19 protein-coding genes and 1 tRNA gene are annotated in these 25,212 nt (G+C 67.8%); 15 read left to right on the top strand and 5 right to left on the bottom strand.

Going from position 1 to position 25,212, the window contains the following annotated elements; all coding sequences use genetic code 11:
* The first annotated feature begins 25 nt into the window (after positions 1-25).
* Together CBM2594_RS11055 and CBM2594_RS11050 are read left to right on the top strand one after the other, a co-directional pair.
* The gene (locus tag CBM2594_RS11055) at positions 26-334 is read left to right on the top strand and encodes a DUF2160 domain-containing protein (protein ID WP_116356855.1); all 309 of its coding nucleotides are present in this window, start codon (positions 26-28) and stop codon (positions 332-334) included.
* Between the two features lie 119 nt (positions 335-453).
* Positions 454-2,193, top strand: coding sequence for an ABC transporter substrate-binding protein (locus tag CBM2594_RS11050; RefSeq protein ID WP_373457574.1), 1,740 nt, complete (start codon positions 454-456; stop codon positions 2,191-2,193).
* A 199-nt stretch (positions 2,194-2,392) separates the two neighbouring features.
* Here CBM2594_RS11050 and CBM2594_RS11045 read toward each other — a convergent pair whose 3' ends face one another.
* The 5 genes from CBM2594_RS11045 to CBM2594_RS11025 all read right to left on the bottom strand — a co-directional run bounded on the left by CBM2594_RS11045 (position 2,393) and on the right by CBM2594_RS11025 (position 6,928).
* A complete protein-coding gene (locus CBM2594_RS11045; RefSeq protein WP_232346598.1) occupies positions 2,393-4,393 on the bottom strand; it encodes a sensor domain-containing diguanylate cyclase in 2,001 nt (666 codons plus the stop codon).
* 254 nt (positions 4,394-4,647) lie between these two features.
* A tRNA-Val gene (locus tag CBM2594_RS11040) sits at positions 4,648-4,722 on the bottom strand.
* Positions 4,723-4,810: 88 nt separating this feature from the next.
* On the bottom strand, positions 4,811-5,551 hold the full coding sequence (gene dnaQ / locus CBM2594_RS11035) for a DNA polymerase III subunit epsilon (protein WP_116356853.1): 741 nt from the start codon (positions 5,549-5,551) through the stop codon (positions 4,811-4,813).
* A 56-nt stretch (positions 5,552-5,607) separates the two neighbouring features.
* Positions 5,608-6,045, bottom strand: coding sequence for a ribonuclease HI (rnhA, locus tag CBM2594_RS11030; RefSeq protein ID WP_018007845.1), 438 nt, complete (start codon positions 6,043-6,045; stop codon positions 5,608-5,610).
* Between the two features lie 82 nt (positions 6,046-6,127).
* Complete coding sequence (locus CBM2594_RS11025) at positions 6,128-6,928, bottom strand: methyltransferase domain-containing protein (protein ID WP_116356852.1); 801 nt, start codon at positions 6,926-6,928, stop codon at positions 6,128-6,130.
* Positions 6,929-6,940: 12 nt separating this feature from the next.
* On the opposite strand from CBM2594_RS11025, the gene gloB reads away from it, so the two are divergent.
* The 13 genes from gloB (at position 6,941) to carB (ending at position 25,186) form a co-directional block, all read left to right on the top strand.
* On the top strand, positions 6,941-7,741 hold the full coding sequence (gloB, locus tag CBM2594_RS11020) for a hydroxyacylglutathione hydrolase (protein ID WP_116356851.1): 801 nt from the start codon (positions 6,941-6,943) through the stop codon (positions 7,739-7,741).
* A 142-nt stretch (positions 7,742-7,883) separates the two neighbouring features.
* Positions 7,884-9,566, top strand: coding sequence for a transglycosylase SLT domain-containing protein (locus CBM2594_RS11015; RefSeq protein ID WP_116356850.1), 1,683 nt, complete (start codon positions 7,884-7,886; stop codon positions 9,564-9,566).
* Between the two features lie 192 nt (positions 9,567-9,758).
* Entirely contained in the window at positions 9,759-11,651 is a 1,893-nt protein-coding gene (locus tag CBM2594_RS11010; RefSeq protein ID WP_116356849.1) for a propionate--CoA ligase, read from the top strand.
* A 156-nt stretch (positions 11,652-11,807) separates the two neighbouring features.
* Complete coding sequence (locus CBM2594_RS11005; protein ID WP_116356848.1) at positions 11,808-14,162, top strand: bifunctional salicylyl-CoA 5-hydroxylase/oxidoreductase; 2,355 nt, start codon at positions 11,808-11,810, stop codon at positions 14,160-14,162.
* Complete coding sequence (locus tag CBM2594_RS11000; protein ID WP_116356847.1) at positions 14,159-14,962, top strand: SDR family NAD(P)-dependent oxidoreductase; 804 nt, start codon at positions 14,159-14,161, stop codon at positions 14,960-14,962. The genes CBM2594_RS11005 and CBM2594_RS11000 overlap by 4 nt, the downstream gene beginning before the upstream one ends.
* 34 nt (positions 14,963-14,996) lie before the next feature.
* Positions 14,997-15,848 carry an enoyl-CoA hydratase family protein gene (locus tag CBM2594_RS10995; RefSeq protein WP_116356846.1) on the top strand — a complete coding sequence of 284 codons (852 nt, stop codon included), beginning with the start codon at positions 14,997-14,999 and terminating at the stop codon, positions 15,846-15,848.
* A 6-nt stretch (positions 15,849-15,854) separates the two neighbouring features.
* On the top strand, positions 15,855-17,024 hold the full coding sequence (locus tag CBM2594_RS10990; protein WP_116356845.1) for an acyl-CoA dehydrogenase family protein: 1,170 nt from the start codon (positions 15,855-15,857) through the stop codon (positions 17,022-17,024).
* Between the two features lie 69 nt (positions 17,025-17,093).
* Entirely contained in the window at positions 17,094-18,773 is a 1,680-nt protein-coding gene (locus CBM2594_RS10985; RefSeq protein ID WP_116356844.1) for an AMP-binding protein, read from the top strand.
* The gene (locus CBM2594_RS10980; RefSeq protein WP_116356843.1) at positions 18,770-19,195 is read left to right on the top strand and encodes an acyl-CoA thioesterase; all 426 of its coding nucleotides are present in this window, start codon (positions 18,770-18,772) and stop codon (positions 19,193-19,195) included. The genes CBM2594_RS10985 and CBM2594_RS10980 overlap by 4 nt, the downstream gene beginning before the upstream one ends.
* A 58-nt stretch (positions 19,196-19,253) precedes the next feature.
* Positions 19,254-19,664 carry a RidA family protein gene (locus CBM2594_RS10975; RefSeq protein ID WP_116356842.1) on the top strand — a complete coding sequence of 137 codons (411 nt, stop codon included), beginning with the start codon at positions 19,254-19,256 and terminating at the stop codon, positions 19,662-19,664.
* A gap of 335 nt (positions 19,665-19,999) precedes the next feature.
* Positions 20,000-21,136: a glutamine-hydrolyzing carbamoyl-phosphate synthase small subunit gene (gene carA / locus CBM2594_RS10970; RefSeq protein ID WP_116356841.1), complete on the top strand. Its 1,137-nt coding sequence runs from the start codon at positions 20,000-20,002 to the stop codon at positions 21,134-21,136.
* Positions 21,137-21,169: 33 nt separating this feature from the next.
* Complete coding sequence (gene leuE / locus CBM2594_RS10965; RefSeq protein ID WP_116356840.1) at positions 21,170-21,847, top strand: leucine efflux protein LeuE; 678 nt, start codon at positions 21,170-21,172, stop codon at positions 21,845-21,847.
* Positions 21,848-21,937: 90 nt separating this feature from the next.
* The gene (gene carB / locus CBM2594_RS10960) at positions 21,938-25,186 is read left to right on the top strand and encodes a carbamoyl-phosphate synthase large subunit (protein WP_116356839.1); all 3,249 of its coding nucleotides are present in this window, start codon (positions 21,938-21,940) and stop codon (positions 25,184-25,186) included.
* Positions 25,187-25,212: the final 26 nt, after the last annotated feature.

Genomic DNA, 25,212 nt, shown 5'->3' with positions numbered 1-25,212 from the left:
GCCTTCATTCGAGGAGACGGCGCCAATGCTCAGTTGGATGGTATGGACCACGCCGGTGGCGGTGTTCTTTGGCTGCATCGTGGTGATGCTGATCGGCATGACGATCCTGGAAATCCGCTCGCCGTCGGTGCTGCGCAAGGGCTTCCTGCCGATCGCCACCACCCGCGGCGACCGGCTCTTCATCGGGCTGATGTGCGCGGCGTGGATCAACCTGGCATGGGTCGGGCTGGGCGGGAAGATTTCCACCTGGCTGGCGCTGCCGGAAGAGCCGTCGGTGTGGATCAGCTTCGTCGCATCGATGCTGGTGCTGGCGCTGATCCTGCGCAAGGGCTAGCGCCGCGCCGGCCGGCATTCACAAGCATTACCAGGCATTGACGGGAATCGCGGCTTGTCCCCACCCCGGGGCCGCCACCCAGACCAGAACCGGGGCAGGGGATTCTTGAGGAGACACCGATGAAAGTGCACGTGACGTTGGGGATGTCAGCCCTTGCCTGCGCCGCCGCGCTGGCTTGCGGCACCGCCTGGGCGGGCGAAGCCGAAGCGAAGAAGTGGATCGACAACGAGTTCCAGCCCTCGTCGCTGTCCAAGGACAAGCAGGCGGCGGAAATGAAGTGGTTCATCGATGCCGCCGCCCGGCTCAAGGCCAAGGGCGTCACGCAGATCAACGTGGTGTCGGAAACCATCACCACGCACGAGTACGAGTCCAAGACCCTGGCCAAGGCCTTCGAGGAGATCACCGGCATCAAGGTCAACCATGACCTGATCCAGGAAGGCGACGTGGTCGAGAAGCTGCAGACCTCGATGCAGTCCGGCAAGTCGATCTACGATGGCTGGATCTCGGACTCCGACCTGATCGGCACGCACTACCGCTATGGCTCGATCCTGCCGCTGACCGACTACATGAACGGCGCCGGCAAGGAATGGACCAACCCCGGGCTGGACGTGAAAGACTTTATCGGCACCAAGTTCACCACCGCGCCGGACGGCAAGCTGTACCAGCTGCCCGACCAGCAGTTCGCCAACCTGTACTGGTTCCGCGCCGACTGGTTCGCGCGCAAGGACCTGCAGGACAAGTTCAAGGCCAAGTACGGCTACGACCTGGGCGTGCCGACCAACTGGTCCGCGTATGAGGACATCGCCAACTTCTTCACCAACGATGTGAAGGAGCTCGACGGCAAGAAGGTCTACGGCCATATGGACTACGGCAAGAAGGACCCGTCGCTTGGCTGGCGCTTCACCGACGCCTGGCTGTCGATGGCCGGCACCGCCGACAAGGGCCTGCCCAACGGCATGCCGGTGGACGAGTGGGGCATCCGCGTGGCCGAGGACAAGTGCACGCCGGTCGGCGCCTCGGTGGCGCGCGGCGGCGCCACCAACAGCCCGGCGGCGGTCTATGCGCTGACCAAGTACATCGACTGGATGAAGAAATTCGCCCCGCCGCAGGCCATGGGCATGACCTTCTCCGAGGCCGGCCCGGTTCCGGCGCAGGGCCAGGTGGCGCAGCAGATCTTCTGGTACACGGCCTTTACCGCCGACATGACCAAGAAGGGCCTGCCGGTGGTCAACGCCGACGGCTCGCCCAAGTGGCGCATGGCGCCTTCGCCGTATGGCCCGTACTGGAAGCAGGGCATGCAGAACGGCTACCAGGACGTGGGGTCGTGGACCTTCTTCAAGAACACCGACCCCAACAAGCTCGCCGGCGCCTGGCTGTACGCGCAGTTCGTGACCTCGAAGACGGTATCGCTGAAGAAGTCGCTGACCGGCCTGACCTTTATCCGCGACAGCGATATCCACCACGATTACCTGACCAAGAACGCGGCCAAGTATGGCGGCCTGGTCGAGTTCTACCGCAGCCCCGCGCGCGTGGCGTGGACGCCGACCGGCACCAACGTGCCGGATTACCCGAAGCTGGCCCAGCTGTGGTGGAAGAACGTGGCCACCGCGGTGACCGGCGAGAAGACCCCGCAAGCCGCGATGGATACGCTGGCCGAAGAGATGGACCAGGTCATGGCGCGGCTGCAGCGCGCCGGCATGAGCCACTGCGCGCCCAAGCTGAACGCGAAGGGCGATCCGGGCAAGTGGCTGTCGAACGACCACGCGCCGTGGCAGAAGCTGGCCAACGAGAAGCCGAAGGGAGAGACCATTCCTTACGACAAGCTGCTGCAGGCGTGGAAGGAAGGGAAGGTGCGCTGAGGGGGCTGAGCCTGCGGCAATGAATGATTGCCGCGGGTTTGCTCCCCTCTCCCGCTTGCGGGAGAGGGGCAGGGGGTGAGGGCAGGCGGTGGCATACCGACACGCCTTACCCTGTTGATACTCCGGCCCTCACCCCAGCCCTCTCCCGCTCGCGGGAGAGGGAGCACCCAATGGGTCATTTTGGGGCCGGACGTCGGCACTAGCCTGCTTGCGATGCCAGGCCAGACGGCTCCACCGTATCCGCCGCCTGCGCCGCATAGCGCGCCTTGCCATGCCGCTTGGCTTCATACAGCGCCATGTCGGCATGCAGGAACAGTTCGCTCACGGTCATGGTGTGGCGGGCATCGTGGATGGCCGAGCCGACGCTGGCCGACACCGCCAGCGTAAGGCCGTCGATCACGAAGGGCATGCGCGCCGCCTGCACGATGGTGTTGGCCACCGACGCCATCGCATGGCGGTCGGCAATCCCATCCAGGATCACCGCAAATTCGTCGCCGCCGATGCGCGCGACGGCATCGCCCTTGCGCACGCAGGCGCGCAGCCGCTGTGCGAACGCCACCAGCAACTGGTCGCCGATGGGGTGGCCATGGTTGTCGTTGACCGCCTTGAAGTCGTCCAGGTCCACCAGCAGCAGCGCCAGCGGGCAGGCGCTGGCGCCGCTGCGCGCCATGGCTTCGGCCAGGCGCCGGTCGAAGCCCTTGCGGTTGAGCAGGCCGGTCAGGTAGTCGGAGACGGTCTGCGCTTCCAGGCTGCGCAGCTTTTCGCGCTCGTGCGTGACGTTGCGTCCGAACATATGCAGGCCGACCACGGTGTCCTGGGCATCGTTCCACGCCGGCTGGCAGGTGATCTCGATGCACTCGGTGCCGTCCGCGCTTTCGCGGGTAAAAGTCACCGCCTGGCCGGTGCCGGCTTGCTGCAGATAGGGTTGGCAGGCCAGGTATTCCTGCGTCCCCCACAGCTCGCGCAGCGACAGGCCCACGATCTGCTGCGCGGGCACGCCGTAGCGCCGCGCATAGGCCTGGTTGACGAAGACATAGCGCTGCTGCATGTCGATGAACGAGATAAAGTCCGGCACATGGTTGGCAATCGCCTCGATGCGCTTCTCGCTGGCGGCGGCGCGGTCCTTGGCGGCCTGCAGCGCGGCCTCGCGCTCCGACAGCTGCGCCACCACCTCGGCGAAGCTCGACGCCAGCTCGCCGATCTCGTCGGCGCGGCCGGCCGGCAGGTCCGCCACCGCCTTCGGGTTGGTGCCGAGCTGGCGCACCGCGCGGTGCAGCCGCTGCAGCGGCGCCAGCAGCCGCCACATCACCAGCCACATCAGCCCGGCCGCGATCACCAGCGAGATCGCGCCCACGGCGATGGTCCGCTGGCGCACGCTGATCAGCGGCGCATAGGCTTCGGCGGCGGGCAGGACCGCCACCACCTCCCAGCCATTGGAGGCCAGCAGGTAGCGCGCGATGATCGGCTGGGTCGGCGTCAGGATTTCCAGCAGCGCGGGGGGCGGCTCGGCGCCGCAGGCTTCGCCGAGTGCGCGCGCCGGTGCCAGCACGCGCGACACGTCCGGATGCATCGCATAGCGGGGGGTGGCGCCGGCAGACACCAGGCAAAAACTGCCGGTGGTGCCCACCCGGCTGTGCGCCAGCTCGCGCAGGAAGTTGCTGTCCGCCAGATTCAGCACGCCGCCGACCACGCCGCGCAGTTCGCCGGCGGGCCCCAGCATCGGCACCGCCAGCACCAGTCCCGGTGCGTTGGTCTGCTTGCCCTGGATCAGGTCCGACACCGCGAACGGCTGTCCGTGCAGCACGTCGCGAAAATAGTCGCGGTCATTGACGCGCAGGCGCACGCCGTCCGGTACGGCCGTGCTGAACGTCAGATCGCCGTCGGGCGAGGCCAGGAAGACGGCATTGAAGGTCTCGGGGATTTCCACCAGGCCATGCGCCGCACGGCGCAACTCCGCCGGCCGGGCCGCGGGCATGGCGGCAAGCTGGCGCGCCACCCGGTGCAGCACGGCGGCGCGGCCCTGCAGCTTTTCATCGAGCTGCTCGGCGACCATCTTGACCAGCGTGTCCTGCTGCGACTGCAGCAGGTTCTTCAGGCTGTCATAGGCGTAATACTGGGCGTAGAGCGCGCGCAGCACGATGATCAGCGTTACCACCCCCGCCGTGGCGAACGCCATCCGATACTTCAATGAGTGCTGCATGATTGACTTCTTTCTTGTGCGCACTGACCCGTTGTTCCGGCCCCGCAAGCCGCTGGGTGCGGGACGGTGGCGTTATAAGAAGGTTAGCAGATGTCAAGCGGTACTTCGAAACTGTTTGCAACAGAGCGGGGCGTGGCGGCTTGCTCGCAGCGAAGGAGACGAGCCGTGTCCGATGAGCGGGACGGTTTCTCGAGGAGAAGGGGATGCGGAGGCGGAAATGAAAAAAGCCAGCGCGAGGCTGGCTTTCCTGAATCTGGTGGGTGGTACAGGGATTGAACCTGTGACCCCTGCCGTGTGAAGGCAGTGCTCTACCGCTGAGCTAACCACCCCTGTCTGCGTCGTCGTTGCCGTCGTGCAGCAGAGAAGTGAGATTATGCAGAGGTTCTTGTATCTTGTAAAGCCCTTTTGAGAATTTTGTTACGCGGCAAGCGTGCCAGGGGCTTCGGCAGGATCCTCCTGCCATACCGTCTTGCCGCCGCTGGCCTTGTCCAGGCCCTTCAGCAGCGCCAGATGGGCCTGCTGTTCCTCGTCGGTGGCGCGCAGTACCGGCAAGGCCAGGCTGGACAGGTCGGCGGTGGCGACCACGCCGCCCTGGCCGCTGCCGCTGTCGAGCATGTCGATCACCAGCGAATCCTGGCCGCGCGTCATCGCCAGGTAGACCTCGGCCAGCAGTTCGGCGTCGAGCAGCGCGCCGTGCAGCGTGCGGTGGGCGTTGCTGATGCCCAGGCGTTCGCACAGGGCATCGAGCGAGTTGCGCTTGCCGGGAAACATCTGGCGCGCTTCGCGCAGGGTATCGATCACGTTGCCGACATGCTGGCGGAACGGCGGCAGGCCCAGCAGCTGGAATTCCATGTCGAGGAAGCCCAGGTCGAACTGCGCGTTGTGGATGATCAGCTCGGCGTCCTGCACGAATTCGCGGATGTCGTGGACGACTTCGGCAAAGCGCGGCTTGTCGGCCAGGAATTCGACGGTGATGCCGTGTACGGCAATCGCGCCCTCGTCGATATCGCGTTCGGGGTTGACGTAGAAGTGCAGGTGGCGCCCCGTCAGCCGGCGGTTCATCAGCTCGACGCAGCCGATTTCGATCAGGCGGTCGCCGGTGGCGGCATTCAGGCCGGTGGTTTCGGTATCGAGAACGATTTGTCGCATGGCAGGCATTCTAGCGGAGCGGGGCGGGCGTTCCGCGCTTGTTGTTCGGGTGCTGCGGGATCCGGTCAGCGGCCGATCGATTCGACGCCGCGGTTGGCCAGCGCGTCGGCGCGCTCGTTGCCGGGGTGGCCGTTGTGGCCGCGCACCCAGTGCCACGAGATCTGGTGCGGCTGCGCCAGCGTGTCCAGCGCCTGCCACAGGTCTGCATTCTTGACCGGCTTCTTGTCGGCGGTCTTCCAGCCGCGCGCCTTCCAGCCGGGCAGCCATTCGCTGATGCCTTTCTGCACGTACTGCGAGTCGGTATAGACGCGCACCACGCAGGGCCGCTTGAGCGCGCGCAGCGCTTCGATCACGGCGGTCATTTCCATGCGGTTGTTGGTGGTGTTGGGCTCGCCGCCGAACAGCTCTTTCTCGCTGGTGCCGGCGACCAGCACTGCGCCCCAGCCGCCGCGGCCGGGATTGCCCTTGCAGGCGCCGTCGGAGTAGATCGTGACTTCTTGCATGTGATTCCGTGGTGGCCACCCGTGGGTCGGGTGGCGCATTGAGGGGGCCGGACAGGGTGGATAGCGCGCCGGCCAGGCTGCGTCAGTGCTTCTGGCCCGGAGCCTTGCCATGCGTGCCGGTGGGGGTGGCCACCGGCGCCGACACCGGCGCCAGCGCCGGCTTGCTCTTCCAGGCCGGCCCGACCAGCCGGATATTGCGCACCCGCTTGATCGCCGAAATCATATAGACCGCGCCGAAGATCGGCCACCAGCGGTCGCCGGCCTTTTCCATGAAGGCGGTGCGCTGCAGCCAGCGGTCGGTGCGGTAGGGCGGGCAATAGCAGCCGAAGCGGCCGCGGATGATATCGAAGCCGAGCAGCTTGAGCCAGTCCTTGATGCGCACGAAGCCGATCTGCTGCGCGTCGGTCGGCAGGAACGGCGTGGCGCCGAGCCGGTTCATGCCCTGGCGCGCGCCCCACAGGCTCATCGGGTTGAAGCAGGTGACCACCACGCGGCCCTCGGGCATCAGCACCCGCGAGACCTCGCGCAGCACTTCGTGCGGGTCTTCGGCGAATTCGAGGATGTGGGGCAGGGTGACCAGGTCGATGCTCTGGGTGTCGAACGGCAGTTCATCGAAGCGGCACAGCAGCTGGCGCGCATCCGGATGTGCGGCACGCGGCCCGTGCGGGCCGCTGGACGGGTCCAGCGCCAGCGCCGAGAACGGCATGCGGTTCTCGCGCAGCGTGTCGATATAGGGCAGGCCCAGCTGGACCGCGTGATAGCCGAAGATGTCGGTCACGGTCCGGTCGTACTGCTGCGCCTCCCAGCGCAGCATGTACTCGCCGGGCGGCGAGGCCAGCCAGTCTTCCCAGCTTACAATCGGGTGATTGGGACGATTGGACATAGGAGCATGCGCATGTTGAAGGTTGAGCCGATCCCGGCGTTCCAGGATAACTATATCTGGGCCATCCACGACGGGCACTGCGCCGCCGTGGTCGATCCTGGCGAGGCCGCGCCGGTGCAGCGCTTCCTGGCGCAAAGCGGTCTGGCTCTGGGCGCTATTGTAATCACCCATCACCACGGCGATCACCAGGGCGGCGTGGCCGAGCTGCTGGCGGCGCATCCGCGCACGCCGGCGGGCGCTCCGGTGCCGGTGCTGGGACCGGCGGGCGAGCGTATCGGCGGGCGCACCCAGGCGCTGCGCGAGGGCGATGTGGCGACCCTCGACGCGCCGGCGCTGACGCTGCGCGTGCTGGACGTGCCCGGCCACACCGCCGGCCACATTGCCTACGTCGCCGACCTGGGCGAAGCCGGCCCGGCGGTGTTCTGCGGCGACACCCTGTTCGCCAGCGGCTGCGGACGCCTGTTCGAAGGCACGCCGGCGCAGATGCTGGCGTCGCTGGACAAGCTGGCGGCGCTGCCCGGCGACACCCGCGTCTATTGCGCGCACGAATACACGCGCAGCAATGTGCGCTTCGCGCGCGCGGTCGAGCCCGGCAATGCCGCGCTCGAGGCATGGGAGCAGCGCGTCGAGGCGCTGCGCGCGGCCGACCGGCCGACGCTGCCGACCACCATCGCGCATGAGCGGCAGGTCAACCCCTTCCTGCGTTCGCGCGAGCCCGCGGTGCGTGCCGCGCTGTCGGCGCACGGCGCAACCACCACCGGCGATGCGCAGGCGTTCGGCGCGCTGCGCGGCTGGAAGGACAACTTCCGCTGACCCCGCGCCGGGCCGCCATGCCTTGCGCCGCAAGGCATGGCGGCGGTCGGGCGGATACTGTCTATGTGGAAAATCTGATTGACGCGATACGCGGTTTTTTTTAGCATCACGCAACCTTTTAGCGCCACGATTTGAGAACTTAATGAAAATTGGTCGACTACTGGCGGTGGTCGCGTGCGCCGCGCTGCTTGCAGCGTGCGCCAGCACCCCCACGCCGCCTGAAGGCGCCGACGGTGCCGCGACCGCCCAGACTGCCAAGCGCCAGGACCCGCTCAACACCCTCAGCGACAAGTCCGCGCTCTCTTCCACTTCCACCATCAATGTCGACCAGGGCGGCCTGGACTGGCTGCGCGGCCCGTCCAACGACATCTGGGACCGGATCCGGCGCGGCTTTGCCATGACCGACCTGGAGGGCACGCTGGTCGACGACCGCACCCAGTGGTATGCGCAGCGGCCGGAGTACATGGAACGGATGGTCGGGCGCTCGAGCCGCTACCTCTATCACATCGTCGAGGAGCTGGAGCAGCGCAAGATGCCGACCGAGCTGGCGCTGCTGCCGTTCGTCGAAAGCGCATTCAACCCGCAGGCGCAGTCCACTGCCAAGGCGGCCGGGATGTGGCAGTTCATCCCCAGCACGGGCAAGTCGTACAACCTGAAGCAGAACATGTTCCGCGACGAGCGCCGCGACGTGCTGGCCTCGACCGACGCCGCGCTCGACTACCTGGCGCGGCTCTACGACATGTTCGGCGACTGGCACCTGGCGCTGGCCGCGTACAACTGGGGCGAGGGCGCGGTGTCGCGCGCGATCGCGCGCAACCAGGCGCGTGGGCTGCCGACCGACTATGCCAGCCTGCCGATGCCGAACGAGACGCGCTACTACGTGCCCAAGCTGCAGGCGGTCAAGAACATCATCGCCAACCCGGCTGCGTACGGCGTCAAGCTGCCCGAGATCCCGGACCATCCGTACTTCGTCACGGTGACCACCTCGCGCGATATCGACGTCAACCTCGCGGCCAAGCTGGCGGACATGTCGGTGGAAGAATTCAAGGCGCTGAACCCGTCGTTCAACCGGCCGGTGATCCTGGGCGCGTCGAACCCGCAGATCCTGCTGCCATTCGATAACGCCGAGCGCTTCCAGTACAACCTGAACACCTATCGCGGCGGGCTGTCGAGCTGGGCCGCGGTGACGGTGGACAGCCGCGAGCGTGTCGAAGCGCTGGCGGCGCGCCTGAATGTCGATGCCGACACGCTGCGCGAGATCAACAGCATTCCCAAAGGCATGCGCCTGAAGGCGGGTTCGACCGTGATGATCCCGCGCTCGGGCCGGCACGACCAGGACATCAGCGCCACGCTGGCCGACAGCGCCATGCTGGCGATGGAGCCGGACCTGCCCGATGCCCGCCGCGTCGTGGTGCGCGCCAGCCGGCGCGATACCGTGGCCTCGGTGGCGCGCCGCTATGGCGTCTCGGCCGGGCAGGTGCAGTCGTGGAACAAGCTCTCCGGCACCAAGCTGGTGGCCGGGCAGAGCCTGGTGCTGATGGTGCCGGTGCGTGGCGCCGGCGCCGTGCGCGCGGCCCGTGCCGAACGCGCCGACCGGGCCGAGCGCACCGAACGCGCCAGCCGCGCGGAACCCGGCGGCAAGGCCGGCAAGGGCGCGAAGGTGGTCCGGGTCTCGGCCAGGGGCAAGGGGGAAACGCGCCAGCGCGTGGTGGTCGAGGCCTCGCCGCGGCGCTCGGCCAAGGCGGCGCCGGTGGTGAAGGCGTCGGCCAAGACCACCAGCAAGGCCACCACCAAGGCCAGTGCAAAGGGCGTCAAGGCACGCTGAGCGCCGGCACGAAGCGGCCAAAGCGGCCGAAGCGGCCACAGCAAAAGGGGCGATGCCGTGGGCACGCCCCTTTTTTTCATGTGCCGGCGCCGCCCCGTGCGGCATCGCGCTGAAACGGTCGCCACGGGCGCCCGGGCCGGTGGCAAACTACAGGGCATATCACAACAAACCGCAGACGCGGAGGAGACAGACATGACGGCAAGCCATGCCGTGCATGCCCGTTCGCTGGCCGACCCCGAGGGGTTCTGGGCCGAACAGGCCGCACGCATCGACTGGGAAACCCCGTTCAGCCAGGTGCTCGACAACAGCCGCGCACCCTTCACGCGCTGGTTCGTGGGCGGGCGCACCAACCTGTGCCACAACGCGGTCGATCGCCACCTGGCGGACCGCGCCGCCCAGCCGGCGCTGCACTGGGTCTCGACCGAGACCGACCAGGCCCGCAGCTTCACCTACGCCGAGCTGCACGACGAAGTCAGCCGCATGGCGGCGATCCTGCAGGGCCTGGGCGTGCAGCGGGGCGACCGCGTGCTGATCTACATGCCGATGATCCCGGAAGCCGCCTTCGCGATGCTGGCGTGCGCGCGCATCGGCGCCATCCATTCGGTGGTGTTCGGCGGCTTTGCCTCGGTCAGCCTGGCCGCGCGCATCGAGGATGCGCGCCCGCGCGTGGTGGTCAGCGCCGACGCCGGCTCGCGCGCGGGCAAGGTGGTGCCGTACAAGCCGCTGCTGGACGAAGCCATCCGGCTGTCGTCGCACCAGCCCGAGAAAGTGCTGCTGGTGGACCGCCAGCTGGCGGACATGCCCCGCACCGAAGGCCGCGACGAAGATTACGCGGCGTGGCGCGAGCGCGTCGCCGGCGTGCAGGTGCCGTGCGTGTGGCTGGAGTCGGGCGAGCCGTCCTATGTGCTCTACACCTCCGGCACCACCGGCAAGCCCAAGGGCGTGCAGCGCGATACCGGCGGCTATGCGGTGGCGCTGGCCACGTCGATGGAATACATCTTCTGCGGCAAGCCCGGCGACACCATGTTCACCGCGTCGGACATCGGCTGGGTGGTCGGGCACAGCTATATCGTCTATGGCCCGCTGCTGGCCGGCATGGCCACGCTGATGTATGAGGGCACGCCGATCCGCCCCGATGGCGGCATCCTGTGGCGGCTGGTCGAGCAATACCGCGTCAACCTGATGTTCAGCGCGCCGACCGCGATCCGCGTGCTGAAGAAGCAGGACCCGGCGTGGCTGACGCGCTACGACCTGTCCAGCCTGCGCCTGCTGTTCCTCGCCGGCGAGCCGCTGGACGAGCCGACCGCGCGCTGGATCCAGGACGGCCTGGGCAAGCCCGTGGTCGACAACTACTGGCAGACCGAATCCGGCTGGCCGATCATCGCGATCCAGCGCGGCATCGAGGCGCTGCCGCCCAAGCTGGGCTCGCCCGGCGTGCCCGCCTACGGCTATGACCTCAAGATCGTCGACGAGAACACCGGCGAGGAATGCCCGCCCGGGCAGAAAGGCGTGGTCGCCATCGACGGCCCGATGCCGCCGGGGTGCATGAGCACGGTGTGGGGCGACGATGACCGCTTCGTGCGCACTTACTGGCAGGCGGTGCCAAACCGGCTGTGCTATTCCACCTTCGACTGGGGCGTGCGCGATGCCGACGGCTACGTCTTTATCCTGGGCCGCACCGACGACGTGATCAACGTCGCCGGCCACCGGCTGGGCACGCGCGAGATCGAGGAAAGCCTGTCGTCCAGCGCCGCGGTGGCCGAGGTGGCCGTGGTCGGCGTGCAGGACGCGCTCAAGGGGCAGGTGGCGATGGCGTTCTGCATCGCGCGCGATCCGGCGCGCACGGCGACGCCGCAGGCGCGGCTGGCGCTGGAGGGCGAGCTGATGAAGACCGTCGAGCAGCAACTGGGCGCGGTGGCGCGCCCGGCGCGGGTGCTGTTCGTCAATGCGCTGCCGAAGACGCGTTCCGGCAAGCTGCTGCGGCGCGCCATGCAAGCCGTGGCCGAAGGCCGCGATCCGGGCGACCTGACTACCATCGAGGATCCGGGCGCGCTGGAACAGCTGCAGGCGGCGCTGAAGGGCTAGTGCCGTGGGAGGGCGATGTGGGTGCCGCGCGCGGCACACCGCATCGCCGCCTTGCCATCGGTCGTGATGCAGTCTAATATTTGAGGCATAAAATATTTAACCGTGATCTAGATGGCGGTGTGGTCCGGGACCGGAACAGCCGGCAGGAGGCAACAGATGCGCGTGCTTTGTATTGGCGGAGGCCCCGCCGGCCTGTACTTCGGCCTGCTGATGAAACTGCAGGATCCGGCCAACGAGGTCATCGTGGTCGAGCGCAACCGCCCCTACGACACCTTCGGCTGGGGCGTGGTGTTCTCGGACGCCACCATGGACAACCTGAAGCAAGCCGACCCCGCCAGCGCCAGCGAGATCAACGCCGCCTTCAACCACTGGGACGATATCGACATCCATATCGGCGGGCGCACCATCCGCTCGGGCGGCCATGGCTTTATCGGCATCGGCCGCAAGCGCCTGCTGAACATCCTGCAGGCGCGCTGCGAGGCGCTCGGGGTCAGGCTGGTGTTCGAGACCGATGTCTGCGACGACCAGGCGCTGGCGATGCAATACCAGGCCGACCTGGTGGTCGCCTCCGACGGCCTGAACAGCCGCATCCGCGCGCGCTATGCCGACACCTTCCAGCCGGATATCGACACGCGCCAGTGCCGCTTCGTCTGGCTGGGCACGCACAAGCTGTTCGACGCCTTCACCTTCGCCTTCGAAAAGACCGAGCACGGCTGGTTCCAGGCGCATGCCTACCGCTTCGACGACAACACGTCGACCTTTATCGTCGAGGCCCCGGAACCGGTGTGGCGCGCCGCCGGCATCGAGCAGATGAGCCAGGAAGAGGGCGTCGCGTACTGCGAGAAACTGTTCGCGCGCTATCTCGACGGCAACAAGCTGATCAGCAATGCGGCGCACCTGCGCGGCTCGGCAATCTGGATCCGCTTCCCGCGCGTGATCTGCCGGCAATGGGTGCACTGGAACACCTTGCCCGACGGCCGCCGCGTGCCGGTGGTGCTGATGGGCGACGCCGCGCATACCGCGCATTTCTCGATCGGCTCGGGCACCAAGCTGGCGCTCGAAGATGCGATCGACCTGGCCGAAGAGATCCGCGGTAGCGGCCACGACGGCCTGCCCGACGCACTGTCGCGTTATGAAGCGACACGCGGCGTGGAAGTGCTGAAGATCCAGAACGCGGCGCGCAATTCGACCGAGTGGTTCGAGAACGTCGAGCGCTATGCCGGCAGCCTGCCGCCGGAGCAGTTCGCCTACTCGCTGCTGACGCGCTCGCAGCGGATCTCGCATGAGAACCTGCGCGTGCGCGATGCCGGCTATGTCGCGCAGTTCGAGCACTGGCTGGCGCAGCAGGCCGGCGTGCCGGCAGACAGCCTGCAGTTGCAGGCGCACCAGCCGCTGCCGCCGATGTTCACGCCGTTCCGCATGCGCGGCGTCACGCTGAAGAACCGCGTGGTGGTGTCGCCGATGGCGATGTACTCCTGCACCGACGGCGTGCCGGGCGACTTCCACCTGGTCCACCTGGGCGCGCGCGCGCTCGGCGGCGCCGGCATGGTGGTGGCGGAGATGACCTGCGTGTCGCCCGATGCGCGCATCACACCGGGCTGCCCGGGCTTGTGGAACGACGAACAACGCGATGCATGGAAGCGCATCGTCGATTTCGTGCATGCCAGCAGCGATGCGCGCATCGCCATGCAGATCGGCCACTCGGGCCGCAAGGGTTCGACGCAGCTCGGCTGGGAAGCGATGGACCATCCGCTGCCGCAGGGCAACTGGCCGGTGATGTCGGCGTCGCCATTGCCCTACCTGCCGGGGGAATCGCAGACGCCGCGCGAGATGACGCGTGCCGACATGGACCGCGTGCGCGATGACTTCGTCGCCAGCGCGCGGCGCGCGGCCGAAGCGGGCTTCGACTGGCTCGAGCTGCATTGCGCGCACGGCTATTTGCTGTCGAGCTTTATCTCGCCGCTGACCAATACGCGCAACGACGAATACGGCGGTTCGCTGGCGGCGCGGCTGCGCTATCCGCTCGAGGTGTTCGAAGCCGTGCGCGCGGTGTGGCCGCAGGACAAGCCGATGTCGGTGCGCATTTCCGCGCACGACTGGGTCGAGGGCGGCATCACGCCCGACGACGCGGTAGAGATTGCGCGCGCGTTCAAGGCCGCGGGCGCCGACATGATCGACTGCTCGTCGGGCCAGGTCAGCCCCGACCAGGCACCGGTCTACGGGCGCATGTACCAGACCCCGTTCGCCGACCGCATCCGCAACGAAGCCGGTATCGCCACCATCGCGGTGGGCGCGATCTTCGAGGCCGATCACGTCGACTCGATCATCGCCGCGGGCCGCGCCGACCTGTGCGCAATCGCCCGGCCGCACCTGGCCAACCCGGCCTGGACGCTGCACGAAGCGGCGCGCATCGGCTACCGCGACATCGCCTGGCCCAGGCAGTACCTGGCCGGCAAGCGGCAACTGGAAACCAATCTCGAACGCGCCGCGGCGCAGGAGAAGCAGGCATGACCGGCGGCACGGCAACACTGGCCGGCCGGCACGCGCTGGTCACCGGCGGCGGGCGCGGCATCGGCGCGGCGATCGCGCGGCGGCTGCTGGCCGATGGCGCCAGCGTGACGCTGCTGGGGCGCGATGCCGGCACGCTGCAGGCGACGGTGCAGGCGCTGCGCGAGCATGCCCCGGCAGGCGCCGGCGTGTCCTTCGTCACGGCCGATATCGCCGATGCGGACAGCGTGGCGCGCGCCTTCGCCGCGGCCACGGACCAGGCCGGACCGGTCGCGATGCTCGTCAACAACGCCGGCCAGGCGCACAGCGCGCCGTTCCTGAAGACCGATGCCGCGCTGTGGCAGCGCATGCTCGACGTGAACCTGACCGGCACCTTCCTGTGCACGCAGGCCGCGCTGCCGGCGATGCTCGACGCGGGCTGGGGCCGCATCGTCAACGTGGCCAGCACGGCGGGGCTGATCGGCTACGGCTACGTCAGCGCGTACTGCGCGGCCAAGCATGGCGTGATCGGCCTCACGCGCGCGCTGGCGCTGGAAACCGCGGCCCGGGGCGTGACCGTCAACGCGGTGTGCCCCGGCTATACCGAAACCGATATCGTGCGCGACGCGGTGGCCAATATCGTCGGCAAGACCGGACGCAGCGAGGAACAGGCGCGCGCCGAACTGGCCGCGCGCAACCCGCAGCGCCGGCTGGTGCAGCCCGACGAGGTGGCCGACGCGGTGGCCTGGCTGTGCCAGCCGTCCGCGGGCGCGATCACCGGGCAGGCGATCCCCGTCGCCGGCGGGGAAGTGATGGCGGGTTAAAGCACCTGGACTGAAGCAGACAACGAGAGGACCCATGACTGAGATCGCACTCGACATGCGCCACCACAAGCGCAGCTTTGCCGGCTACCAGCCCCGGCATTTCCTGTGGTCGGTGTCGGCCGACGGCAAGGTCGGCACCGTGACGCTGAACCGGCCCGAACGCAAGAACCCGCTGACCTTCGATTCCTATGCCGAGCTGCGCGACCTGTTCCGCGGCCTGTGCTACGCCAGCGATATCAAGGCGGTGGTGGTGACCGGCGCCGGCGGCAACTACTGCTCGGGCGGCGACGTGCACGAGATCATCGGCCCGCTGACGCGCATGTCGATGCCGGAGCTGCTCGACTTCACGCGCATGACCGGCGACCTGGTCAAGGCGATGCGCGCTTGCCCGCAGCCGGTGGTGAGCGCGGTCGACGGCATCTGCGCCGGCGCCGGCGCGATGATGGCGCTGGCCTCCGATATGCGCCTGGGCACGGCGCAGGCCAGGACCGCGTTCCTGTTCACGCGCGTCGGCCTGGCCGGCGCCGACATGGGCGCATGCACGCTGCTGCCGCGCGTGATCGGGCAGGGCCGGGCCAGCGAACTGCTGTACACCGGCCGCGCGATGAGCGCGGAGGAAGGGCTGCAGTGGGGTTTCTTCAACGCGCTGCATCCGTCCGAAGCGGTGCTGGCGCAGGCGCAGGCGCTGGCCGCGCAACTGGCCGCCGGCCCGACCTTCGCGCACGGCGTGACCAAGAAGCTGCTGCACCAGGAATGGAACATGGGGCTGGACGAGGCCATCGAGGCCGAGGCCGAGGCGCAGGCCATCTGCATGCAGACGCGCGATTTCCGCCGCGCCTACGAGGCCTTTGTCGCCAAGACCAAGCCGGTCTTCGAAGGGGACTGAAGCGCCATGTCCGACAAGACCTACCTGGAGCTGCCGCTGTTCGACGACGCGCACCGCGCGCTCGAGCATGAACTCGACGGCTGGTGCGCGCAGCACCTGCATGTCGACCACAGCGACACTGATGCCGCCTGCCGCGCGCTGGTGCGCCAGCTGGGCGAGGCCGGCTGGCTGCGCTACTGCGTGCCGGCCGCGCATGGCGGCGCGCTGCCGGCGCTGGATTCGCGCTCGCTGTGCCTGCTGCGCGAGACGCTCGCGCGCCATGACGGCCTGGCCGATTTCGCCTTTGCCATGCAGGGGCTGGGTTCGGGCGCGATCTCGCTGGCGGGCAGCGACGCGCTGCGCGCGCATTACCTGCCGCGCGTCGCCCGCGGCGAGGCGATCGCGGCGTTCGCGCTGTCGGAGCCGGAGGCCGGCTCGGATGTCGCCGCGATGCAATGCAGCGCGCGGCTGTCGGAGGACGGCAGCCACTATGTGATCGATGGCGCCAAGACCTGGATCTCCAACGGCGGCATTGCGGATTTCTACTGCGTGTTCGTGCGCACCGGCGAGGCGCCGGGGGCGCGCGGCATTACCGCGCTGGTGGTCGACGCCGATACGCCGGGCCTGGCCATCGCCGAGCGCATCGACGTGATGGCGCCGCATCCGCTCGCCACGCTGCGCTTCGACCAGTGCCGCGTGCCGGCGGGCAACCGGCTGGGCGAGGCCGGGCAGGGCTTCAAGGTGGCGATGATGACGCTCGACATCTTCCGCGCGTCGGTCGCCGCGGCGGCGCTGGGCTTCGGCCGCGCCGCGCTGGACGATGCGCTGGCGCGCGCCCGTGCCCGTCCAATGTTCGGCGGCGTGCTGGCCGACCTGCAGCTGACCCAGGCGGCGATCGGCGACATGGCCACCGCGATCGACGCCGCGGCGCTGCTGACCTACCGCGCGGCGTGGCTGCGCGATGTCAAGGGGCGGCGCACCACGCGCGAGGCGGCGATGGCCAAGATGGTCGCCACCGAGAACGCGCAGCAGGTGATCGACCGCGCGGTGCAGATCTTCGGCGGCCTCGGCGTCCGGGTCGGCACGCGCGTGGAAAGCCTGTACCGCGAGATCCGCTCGCTGCGCATTTATGAAGGGGCCACGGAAGTGCAGAAGCTGATCATCGCGCGCGAGACGCTGGCCGGGCACCAGGCCTGACATCGCAGCTTGCGCCCCCGCGCTACCCACGAACTGCCGTACCGATACAGAGCAGACAGGAGACAAGCCATGGCGACCACAGCCCACCTCGACACCTTCGCGCGCGACCGCCTGCCGCCGCAGGACCAGTGGCCGGTGTTCCGCTTCAATGCCGATACCGACTATCCGGAGCGGATCAATGCCGCGGCGGAGCTGGTCGACCGCCATGTGCGCGAAGGGCGCGGCGAGCGCATCGCCATCCGCCATCGCCGCGACGGCCGCATCGAGACCGTCACCTATGCCGGGCTCGCCGCGCTGGTGAACCGCATTGCCCATGTGCTGGTCGAGGACATGCGGCTGGTGCCCGGCAACCGCGTGCTGCTGCGCGGCCCCAACAACCTGATGATGGCGGCCAGCTGGCTGGCCACGCTGAAGGCCGGGCTGGTCGCGGTGCCGACCATGCCGCTGCTGCGCGCGAGGGAACTCAAGCAGATCATCGACAAGGCCCAGGTCACCGCCGCGCTGTGCGATGTGCGGCTGCGCGAGGAACTCGACGCCAACCAGCAGGCCGGCGGCGACTGCCATTGCCCGAGCCTGGCGCGCACGCTGTATTTCAACGGGGAAGGCGAGGGCTCGCTGGAAGCGGCGATGGCGGGCAAGCCGGAGACCTTCGACGCCTGCGACACCGCCAGCGACGATGTCTGCCTGATCGCCTTCACCAGCGGCACCACCGGCCAGCCCAAGGGCACCATGCATTTCCACCGCGACGTGCTGGCCATGTGCGACCTGTTCCCGCGCCATGTGCTGCGCTCCGTGCCGGACGATATCTTCTGCGGTACGCCGCCGATCGCCTTCACCTTCGGGCTGGGCGGCATGCTGTGCTTCCCGTTGCGCATCGGCGCCAGCACGGTGCTGGCCGAGAAGCTCACGCCGGAGACGCTGCTCGAACTGATCCACGATTTCCGCGCCACCATCGTCTTCACCGCGCCCACCTTCTACCGGCAGATGGCGACGCTGGCGCCGCGCTTCGATATCGCCAGCCTGCGGCACAGCGTGTCGGCCGGCGAGGCGCTGCCCGACGCCACGCGACAGAGCTGGAAGGCCGCCACCGGCATCGAGATGACCGATGGCATCGGCGGCACCGAGATGATGCACATCTTTATTTCCAGCGCCGGGGCGGACGTCAGGCCCGGCGCGATCGGTCGCGTGGTGCCGGGCTATGTCGCGCAGATCGTCGACGAGAACATGCAGCCATTGCCGCCCGGCCAGGTCGGCAAGCTCGCGGTGCAGGGCCCCACCGGGTGCCGCTACCTGGACGACCCGCGCCAGGCCAACTATGTGAAGAACGGCTGGAACCTGCCGGGCGATACCTTCGTCGCCGACGCGGACGGCTATTACTTTTACCAGGCGCGCTCCGACGACATGATCATCTCGGCCGGCTACAACATCGCCGGGCCGGAGGTGGAGAGCGCGCTGATGCAGCATGAGGCGGTGGCCGAATGCGGCGTGGTCGGCGCGCCGGACGACGGGCGCGGCCAGGTGGTGATGGCCTACGTGGTGCTGCGCGAGGGCGTGGCCGCCGACGACGCCACCCGCACCGCGCTGCAGGACCACGTGAAGCGCCAGATCGCCCCCTACAAGTACCCGCGCCGCATCGAGTTCGTGCCGGCGCTGCCGCGCACCGAGACCGGCAAGCTGCAGCGCTTCCGGCTGCGCCAGATGGCGCAGCAGGGCGCCACCGGCGGCAAGCCACACCAGGAGAAGCCATGAGCGACGTATTCCGCAATACCGTGCTGGTGCGCTTCAAGCACTGCGACGCCGCGGGCATCGTGTTCTACCCGCGCTATTTCGAAATGCTCAACGACCTGATCGAGGACTGGTTCGGCGAGGCGCTGGGCTGGCCCTTCGATGCCATGCATGGCGAGGGCCGCGCCGGCATTCCCACCGCCGAGCTGGAGTGCCGCTTCCTGGCGCCGAGCCGGCTGGGCGAGGTGCTGACGCGCGAATTGCGCGTGCTGCAGCTGGGCCAGTCCAGCTTCACGCTGGCGATCCGCTTTGCCGGCCCGCATGACGATACCCGCATGGAAGTGACGCAGCGGCTGGTCTGCGTCGATACCGGCGCGATCGCGCCGCAGCCGCTGCCCGATGCCGTGCGCGAGGCCATGGCCCGCTATCTGGTCGCCGCGGCCTGAACCCGGATTGCCATCCGCCGATTCCTCCACCGATACCAAGCAACCACAGGGAAACCCCATGAAGATCCTGCAGCCGCCCGACTGGGCGCCGCCGCGCGGCTACGCCAACGGCATGATGACCGAGATGCAGGCCGGCAGCCGCCTGCTGTTCATCAGCGGCCAGATCGGCTGGAACAGCCAGTGCGAATTCGAGACCGACGACTTTGGCCTGCAAGTGGCACAGGCGCTGCGCAACGTGGTGGCGGTGCTGGCCGCCGGCGAGGCCCGGCCGGAACATATCGCGCGCATGACCTGGTATGTGAAGGACAAGGCCGAATACGTCGGCGCCTACGGGGCGATCGGCGAACATTACCGCGCCATCATCGGCCGCCACTTCCCGGCGATGACGGCGGTCGAGGTAGCGGACCTGGTCGAGCCGCGCGCGAAGGTGGAAATCGAGGTCACGGCGGTCGTGCCGCCGCCGCGGTAAGCGGCCCGCCGGCGGCGCGCGCGGGTGGCCACGGGCGTGGCGGCAGCGCCGCCTGCCGCGCGCAAGTCCTTGAAAACTTGAGAAATTGGGTGGCGCGAGATATAATTCGAAAGTTTCGCTTTCAGAACCCTTCACCCTAGCGCCTACCGCTTTCCACCTTCCGCCGCCCCCATCCGCGCCGCCTTTGCCGTCTTCATGTAATGTGACGCAATGAGCATGTCGCGACCGGATCCGACCGCTTCGGCGCAATGCCGCTGCCGCCGTCACGGATCCAGCCTGGGAGGCACGAGGCGTCGATTGGTCGGTCACGGGGTGAGTCCAGCAGGAGCCTACCCGTGTTACCGTCTTTTCCGTCCGCCATTCTCGCGCTAGCAGACGGCACGGTCTTTCGTGGCTATTCCATTGGCGCTTCCGGCCATACCATCGGCGAAGTGGTGTTCAACACCGCCATCACCGGTTACCAGGAAATCCTCACCGACCCGAGTTACTCGCGGCAGATCGTCACGCTGACGTATCCGCATATCGGTAACTACGGGGTCAATCCTGAGGATGTCGAAGCCACGAAAGTCCATGCCGCCGGCCTGATCATCAAGGATCTGCCGATCCTGGCGTCCAATTTCCGCAAGGAGCACACCCTTGCCCACTACCTGAAGCAGGAAAAGGTGGTGGCCATCGCCGGCATCGATACCCGCAAGCTGACCCGCATCCTGCGCGAGAAGGGCGCCCAGAACGGCTGCATCCTGGCCGGCGAGGACAACGTCCAGAAGGCCATCGACCTGGCCCGCTCGTTCCCCGGCCTGGCCGGCATGGACCTGGCCAAGGTGGTTTCGGTCAAGGAACCGTACCAGTGGACCCAGTCCGAATGGAAGCTCGGCGAAGGCTACGGCAAGCAGGACAAGCCGCAGTTCCACGTGGTCGCCTATGACTACGGCGTCAAGTACAACATCCTGCGCATGCTGGCCGAGCGCGGCTGCAAGGTCACGGTGCTGCCCGCCCAGGCCAGCGCCGCCGACGCGCTGGCGCTGAATCCGGACGGCGTGTTCCTGTCCAACGGCCCCGGCGACCCCGAGCCGTGCGACTACGCCATCGTCGCCACGCGCGAGTTCATCGACCGCGGCATCCCCACCTTCGGCATCTGCCTGGGCCACCAGATCATGGCGCTGGCGGTCGGCGCCAAGACGCTGAAGATGAAGTTCGGCCACCACGGCGCCAACCATCCGGTCAAGGACCTGGACGATGGCCGCGTGGTGATCACGTCGCAGAACCACGGCTTCGCGGTCGATGCGGACACGCTGCCGCCGAACGTGCGCGTCACGCACAAGTCGCTGTTCGACGGTTCGCTGCAGGGCTTCGCGCTGACCGACAAGCCGGCCTTCTGCTTCCAGGGCCACCCGGAAGCGTCGCCCGGCCCGAACGACGTGGCCTACCTGTTCGACCGCTTCATCCAGCTGATGACCGACGCGCGCAAGTAAGCGCGGCCACTGCGACAGACACCGGGACACCCCATGAACGCCTTCATGCATACCGCTTTCGGCATCACCGACTTCTGGACCTATGTGCTGGGCACGATCTTCATCGTGCTGTTGCCGGGCCCGAACTCGATGTACGTGCTGTCGGTGGCGGCGCAGCGCGGCGTGCGCGCCGGCTACAAGGGCGCGTGCGGGGTGTTCCTGGGCGATTTCGTGCTGATGGTGCTGTCGGCGGCGGGCGTGGCCTCGCTGCTGAAGGCCAGCCCGGCGCTGTTCTACGTGGTGAAGTACATCGGCGCGGCCTACCTGGCGTGGATCGGCTTCAACATGCTGCGCGGCGCGCTGCGCAGCTGGGCCGCGCGCGGCGACGCCGCCGGCGCGGCGGCGGCAGCGCCGGCCACGCCGGACCAGTCCGACCCGTTCCGCAAGGCGTTGCTGATCAGCCTGCTGAACCCGAAGGCGATCCTGTTCTTCATCTCGTTCTTCATCCAGTTCGTCGACCCGGCCTTTGCGTACCCGGTGCTGTCGTTCGGCGTGCTGGGGCTGGTGTGCCAGATCTGCAGCTTTGCCTACCTGACCACGATCATCTTCGTGGGCGCGAAGCTGGCCGAGGCGTTCCGGCGCCGCCGCCGGCTGTCGGCCGGCATGGCCAGCGGGGTAGGGGCGATGTTCATCGGCTTCGGCGCCAAGCTGGCGACGGCCACGATGAACTGAGCCAGACCCAATTTTCGAATCCGGACGGATTCCCCTGATTACCGGCGCGGTCCGCAGGCAAGGCGGGCCGGCCCATAAAGAGAGCGTGCAATGCCAAAACGCACAGACATCAAGAGCATCCTGATCATCGGCGCGGGCCCCATCATCATCGGCCAGGCGTGCGAGTTCGACTACTCCGGCGCCCAGGCCTGCAAGGCCCTGCGCGAGGAAGGCTTCAAGGTCATCCTGGTCAACTCCAACCCGGCGACCATCATGACCGACCCCAACACGGCCGATGTGACCTACATCGAGCCGATCACCTGGGAAGTGGTCGAGCGCATCATCGAGAAGGAGCGCCCGGATGCGATCCTGCCCACCATGGGCGGCCAGACCGCGCTGAACTGCGCGCTGGACCTGCACCGCCATGGCGTGCTCGACAAGTACAAGGTGGAGCTGATCGGCGCGTCGCCCGAAGCCATCGACAAGGCCGAGGACCGCCAGAAGTTCAAGGACGCGATGACCAAGATCGGCCTGGGCTCGGCCAAGTCCGGCATCGCCCACTCGATGGACGAGGCCGTGGCCGTGCAGGCGCGCATCGCGCAGGACACCGGCACCAGCGGCTACCCGATCGTGATCCGCCCGTCGTTCACGCTGGGCGGCACCGGCGGCGGCATTGCCTACAACCGCGAAGAGTTCGAAGAAATCTGCAAGCGCGGCCTGGACCTGTCGCCGACGCGCGAGCTGTTGATCGAGGAATCGCTGCTGGGCTGGAAAGAGTATGAGATGGAAGTGGTCCGCGACAAGCAGGACAACTGCATCATCATCTGCTCGATCGAGAACCTGGACCCGATGGGCATCCACACCGGCGACTCGATCACCGTGGCCCCGGCGCAGACGCTGACCGACAAGGAATACCAGATCCTGCGCAACGCGTCGCTGGCGGTGCTGCGCGAGATCGGCGTCGACACCGGCGGCTCGAACGTGCAGTTCTCGATCAACCCGAAGGACGGTCGCATGATCGTCATCGAGATGAACCCGCGCGTGTCGCGTTCGTCGGCGCTGGCGTCGAAGGCCACCGGCTTCCCGATCGCCAAGGTCGCGGCCAAGCTGGCGGTCGGCTATACGCTGGACGAACTGAAGAACGAGATCACCGGCGGCGCCACCCCGGCCTCGTTCGAGCCCTCGATCGACTACGTGGTCACCAAGGTGCCGCGCTTCGCGTTCGAGAAATTCCCGCAGGCCGACAGCCACCTGACCACCCAGATGAAGTCGGTGGGCGAGGTGATGGCGATGGGCCGCACCTTCCAGGAATCGTTCCAGAAGGCCCTGCGCGGGCTGGAAGTGGGCGTCGACGGCCTGGACGAGAAGTCCACCGACCGCGACGAGATCGTCGAGGAGATCGGCGAGGCCGGCCCGGACCGCATCTGGTACGTGGGCGACGCGTTCCGCCTCGGCATGTCGCTGGAAGAGGTCTATCACGAGACCGCCATCGATCCGTGGTTCCTGGCCCAGATCGAAGACATCGTCAAGACCGAGGGCCTGGTCAAGTCGCGCACGCTGGATAGCCTGTCGACCGCCGAACTGCGCTTCCTGAAGCAGAAGGGCTTCTCCGACCGCCGCCTGGCGCGGCTGCTGAAGACCGACGCCAAGGCCGTGCGCGAGGCGCGCATCGCGCAGAACGTGCGCCCGGTCTACAAGCGCGTCGACACCTGCGCGGCCGAGTTCGCCACCAACACCGCCTACATGTACTCGACCTACGAGGCCGAGCATGGCGAGTGCGAAGCGGCGCCGACCGACAAGAAGAAGATCATGGTGCTGGGCGGCGGCCCGAACCGGATCGGCCAGGGCATCGAGTTCGACTACTGCTGCGTGCACGCCGCGCTGGCGCTGCGCGAAGACGGGTACGAGACCATCATGGTCAACTGCAACCCGGAAACCGTGTCGACCGACTATGACACCTCGGACCGCCTGTACTTCGAGCCGCTGACGCTGGAAGACGTGCTCGAGATCGTCGCGATCGAGAAGCCGGTCGGCGTGATCGTGCAGTACGGCGGCCAGACCCCGCTGAAGCTTGCGCTGGACCTGGAGCGCAACGGCGTGCCCATCATCGGCACCAGCCCCGACATGATCGACGCGGCCGAAGACCGCGAGCGCTTCCAGAAGCTGCTGCAGGACCTGGGCCTGCGCCAGCCGCCCAACCGCACCGCGCGTGCCGAGGACGAAGCGCTGCGCCTGGCCGAGGAAATCGGCTACCCGCTGGTGGTGCGCCCGTCGTACGTGCTGGGCGGCCGCGCCATGGAAATCGTCCATGAGCCGCGCGACCTCGAGCGCTATATGCGCGAGGCCGTCAAGGTCTCGAACGATTCCCCGGTGCTGCTGGACCGCTTCCTGAACGACGCCATCGAGTGCGACGTCGATGCCATCTCCGACGGCAAGCGCGTCTTCATCGGCGGCGTGATGGAGCACATCGAGCAGGCCGGCGTGCACTCGGGCGATTCCGCCTGCTCGCTGCCGCCGTACTCGCTGTCGGCCGAGACCGTCGCCGAACTGAAGCGCCAGACCGCCGCCATGGCCCGCGCGCTGAACGTGATCGGCCTGATGAACGTGCAGTTCGCGATCCAGCAGAACGACGGCGTCGATACCGTCTACGTGCTGGAAGTGAACCCGCGCGCCTCGCGCACCGTGCCGTACGTGTCCAAGGCCACCGGCTTGCAGCTGGCCAAGATCGCCGCGCGCTGCATGGCGGGCCAGTCGCTGGACGAGCAGGGCATCGGCGACGAGGTCATCCCTCCTTACTACAGCGTCAAGGAAGCGGTGTTCCCGTTCAACAAGTTCCCGGGCGTCGACCCGGTGCTTGGACCTGAGATGCGTTCGACCGGCGAGGTGATGGGCGTGGGCAAGAGCTTCGGCGAGGCCCTGTTCAAGAGCCAGCTGGCCGCGGGCTCGCGCCTGCCGGAAAAGGGCGCCGTGCTGATCACCGTGAAGGACAGTGACAAGCCGCGCGCCGTGGCCGTGGCCCGCATGCTGCACGATATGGGCTACCCGATCGTCGCCACGCGCGGCACCGCTTCGGCGATCGAGGCCGCCGGCATCCCGGTCAAGGTGGTTAACAAGGTCAAGGACGGCCGTCCGCATATCGTCGACATGATCAAGAACGGCGAACTGGCGCTGGTGTTCACCACCGTGGACGAAACCCGCGGCGCGATCGCCGATTCGCGCTCGATCCGTATCTCGGCGCTGGCCAACCGCATTCCCTACTACACCACCATTGCCGGCGCGCGCGCCGCGGTGGAAGGCCTGAAGCACATGCAGAGCCTGGAGGTCTACGACCTGCAGGGCCTGCATGCCTCGCTGGCCTGATGCCGTCAAGGTAAGGAAGCAGCACA

The organism is Cupriavidus taiwanensis (genome assembly GCF_900249755.1).
Classification (GTDB): Bacteria; Pseudomonadota; Gammaproteobacteria; order Burkholderiales; family Burkholderiaceae; genus Cupriavidus; species Cupriavidus taiwanensis_D.
This window is presented reverse-complemented; position numbering and strand designations above follow the sequence as displayed.